Consider the following 3,545-nt stretch of genomic DNA (forward strand, 5'->3'; position numbering starts at 1 on the left):
GTTTTGGTTTGTGGTGGTCTGTTTTTTGTTTTTATGTTAACGGCCGGGGCAACACGGGCCGCGGTCCACCCCCGCGGGGCTCGAGCTCGGGCGGCGGGGCCCACCCGGAACGAGGAACCGCCATGTCCAGCAACACCCCCCACTTCAACCTCCAGCCCGGCGACCTCGCCGACCTCGTCGCCGACGCCTACGGCTACGAACCTGCCGGTCACGTCGTCCTGGCCGCCTTCGGCACCAAGCTCAGCCTGTTCGACATCGCGTACGAGCAGGACCCCGACACGTGGCCGGACCTCGCCGCCGACTTCATCGGCATCGTCGCCCACCGCCTGCGCGCCCTCGGCCAGGACCCCCGCGAGGTGCTCCTGCTCGTCTACGCCCACCCCGGCGACGGGCCCGAGGCCATTGAGAAGCACACCCTGCTCGGGCGGCGGCTGGTCCTCGCCTGCGGCAACCACAGCCTGCCCGTCGGCGGGCGGCAGTTCGCCACCCCCACCCACTGGTGGAGCCTGCCCGGCTTCATGCCCTCCGACGGGCCCGGCCTCGGCTCCGTCCGGCTGCGCGGCGCCGCCCTCGCCCAGGCCGCCGCGGCTTCCTCGCCCGCCGACACCCGCCGCGAGCTGATGGAGCGGGCGTACATCGACTTCACGGATGAGCTGTCCGTCCACGGCCGCGACGGCCTCCTCGACCGCCTATTGCTGTTCGTCGCGGACCTGCTGGCCGGCGGCCAGGATCTCGAGGAACTGCCGGACCAGCAACTCGCCCGGCTGCTCCTCGCCACCCAGAACGGCACCTTCCGGTACCGGGCCGCCCTGCGCTTCGAGCCCGAGGAGGTGAAGCGGGCGCGGCGGCTGTGGCAGCGCGTCGCCGACCTGTGCACCGGCGAGCACGCCCAGTACGCGGCCGGACCGCTGACCCTGCTCGGCATCGCGGCACTGCTCGACGGCGACTGCCAGGAGGCGAGCGAGCACCTGCGCCGGGCCGTCCAGTCGAGGCCGGACGCGGAGGACGCGGCCTCGGGGCTGCTGTGCGCGGAGTTCGCCGTCCTCGCGCACCGGTTCGGGGTGCCGCTGGACGTGCCGGACGAGCTGCGCCGGCACCTGCGAGCCGACCGCCCGCTGTAGTCGCGCCCGCTCATCCGGCCCCGGGGTGGCGGCCCGTTCCGCCGCCGCCCCGGGGCTGACGGCGTTGCAGGGGAGTGGAATTGGGGTGTGCCCAACCCCCCCCACGCCTGCAAATAGACTTGAGTCAAGAAAGAAGACGAAAGTCTTCTGTGGATGCCGACCCGGGCCGCGAACCCGGGTACACCCTGATAGGACGCCATGAGCGACGACACGAACGTGATGAACGGCCCCGAGAGCCTCGTCCACATCCTGCCGCACCTGTTCGGCTACCACCCTGAAGCGGCCCTGGTCATCTCCGGCCTCGCCCCCGACGGCGAACCCGTCCACTTCACCCGCGCCGACCTGCCCGCCGACACGAGCGACTGGCCGATGGCCGTCCGGGACCTGCTCGCCTTCCAGCAGGACAAGGTCGCCAGGGGCACGGAGACCGTCAACGGGCTCGTGGCCTGGATCTGCCCCGACCTGACCGACCCCCTCTACGGTGAGCGGTCCATGGCCCGCCACCGCCCCCTCGCCGGACTCCTCGGCGTGGCCGCCGCGACTCACCACGCCGACCTCCTGGAAGTCGTCTACGTCACCCGGGACCGGTACTGGCTGATGTCCACCGACGCCTTCAGCGAAGGCCGCCCGATCTCCCCGCCGCCCGCCGAGTACGACGCGACCGCGTTCCCGCGCAGCAGCGACGTCCGCGCAACGCTCGCCCAGGTCACCGGCGACCGCGCCATCGCCGGGGCCGTCGAGAACGTGCTCAAGGACGTCGAGCGCCAGATGCGCACCGACGGGCACGGGGCGGTCGCCGCCGACGCCGCCGCCCTTCTCGACCGCACCATCCGCGCCCTGGTCGACCGGACCACCACCATCGAGCAGATCCCGGACGACACCGCCGCCCGGCTTCTGATCGGCCTGCAGTACTCCCACGTCGCTGGGATCGCCCTGGAGTACTGCGAGGACCACGAACTGCCCGCCGCCCGGGGCCTGTGGCTCCACCTCGCCCGCCTGTGCCCCACCGAGGTCGACTGGTGCGCCATCGAGCCGACCGTCCTGTACGCGGCCACCTCCTGGGGACTCGGGCACAGGGGCACCGCCCGGCTCGCCCTGCACACCGCCGTCCGCATCCCCGGCGACTACTACCTGATCAACCTGCTCTCGCACGCGATGAACGTCGAACACAGCTACGAGGACTTCCGCAAGCGCCTGCGCGACAGCCGCGCCAGCCGGGGCCGCACCGTCACGGGCTGACCACCCACCGCCGGGGCCGCCACCGGGCGGCCCCGGCCACCCCTCCGCCAGACCGCGAACGGAAGAGACCTCATGATCCTCGACATCCCTCCTTCGACCTGACCGACCCGCACGCGGCCGTCGAAGCCCTGCCCTACATCCTCAGCTACCAGCCCGACGACCCCAACGGCACGATCCTGTACGTCGCCTGCGACGCGAAGAGGCGGCTCCCCCTCTCCAGCCAACGCGTCACGCTCCCGCTGGCGAACCAGGACGAGACGGTCAGCGACCTGACCCACGAGACCCTGGAGGAGCTGGCCGACCGGGAAGTCGAATCGGGCGGGGTGCTGATCTACCTGTGCACCGGACAGGTCGCCAAGAGCGGCGGGAACGCCGCGATGCGCCAGTACCGCAAGCTCGCCGACGCCCTCGCCGCCAGCGCCGAACAGCATGGGCTGACCGTGCTGGACGTGCTGTGCGTCTCCCCGTCGCACTGGTGGTCCTACCGCAGTTCCAATCCCGCGTTCCGGGATGAGGGCATGCCCGTCAGCGGCCCCCTCCAGCCCGGCGTCCTGACCATGCGTGCCATCGCCCACGGCGTGCCCGTGCCGCCCAGCGAGGCCGCCATCCTTGCTGCCGTTGCCCCGGCTTCCGCCGTCGATGCCGACACCTGCAACACGGCGTTGCTGACGGCCGCGCAGCAGCGCGCCGCCCGGGGCCGCAAGGCCGGCATCGACGCCGAGTTCCACCGCCTGTGCGGCGTGATCGACCGGTTGCTGTGCAACGGGGGCGACGGCACCCCGCTGAACCTCTCCCCAGTCGAGGCCGCCGAACTGCTCCTCGGGCTGCGCGACAAGAAGCTGCGAGACCGTGGGGCGGAGTACACGGAGCCGCAGGAGCTCAAGCGGGCCCGTGAGCTATGGTCCCTGCTCGCCCGCCACTGCGCCACCAATCGCACCGTCCTGGCCGCCGCGCCCATCACCCTCGCGGCAATCGCCGCTGCCGCCGCCGGGGAACTGGCGGCCTGCCGCGTCCTCCTCGACCGGGCCCTGGAGGTGGACCCGGACTACGTGCTCGCCGAATTGCTCCAGGAGGCGATACGGAGGGGCCTGGGCATCGACCCCCTGCTCCAGACCATCAGGGAGGAGCGCCGCAGCCGCAACGGCTGACGGACCTCCGGGGCGGGCCGCAGAGCCCGCCCCGGAC

The 3,545-nt window shown here is 72.1% G+C and carries 3 protein-coding genes; all 3 read left to right on the forward strand.

Annotation, left to right across the window (positions count from 1 at the left end; translation table 11 throughout):
* The first annotated feature begins 122 nt into the window (after positions 1-122).
* Positions 123-1,121, forward strand: a complete 999-nt coding sequence (locus tag ACFUEL_RS37015) for a DUF4192 family protein (protein WP_380242176.1) — start codon at positions 123-125, stop codon at positions 1,119-1,121.
* 198 nt (positions 1,122-1,319) lie between these two features.
* On the forward strand, positions 1,320-2,360 hold the full coding sequence (locus ACFUEL_RS37020) for a DUF4192 domain-containing protein (protein WP_380242178.1): 1,041 nt from the start codon (positions 1,320-1,322) through the stop codon (positions 2,358-2,360).
* A gap of 98 nt (positions 2,361-2,458) precedes the next feature.
* Positions 2,459-3,508, forward strand: coding sequence for a DUF4192 family protein (locus ACFUEL_RS37025; protein WP_380242180.1), 1,050 nt, complete (start codon positions 2,459-2,461; stop codon positions 3,506-3,508).
* Positions 3,509-3,545: the final 37 nt, after the last annotated feature.

Origin of the sequence: Kitasatospora sp. NPDC057198, assembly GCF_042670125.1 — a bacterium.
Classification (GTDB): Bacteria; Actinomycetota; Actinomycetes; order Streptomycetales; family Streptomycetaceae; genus Kitasatospora.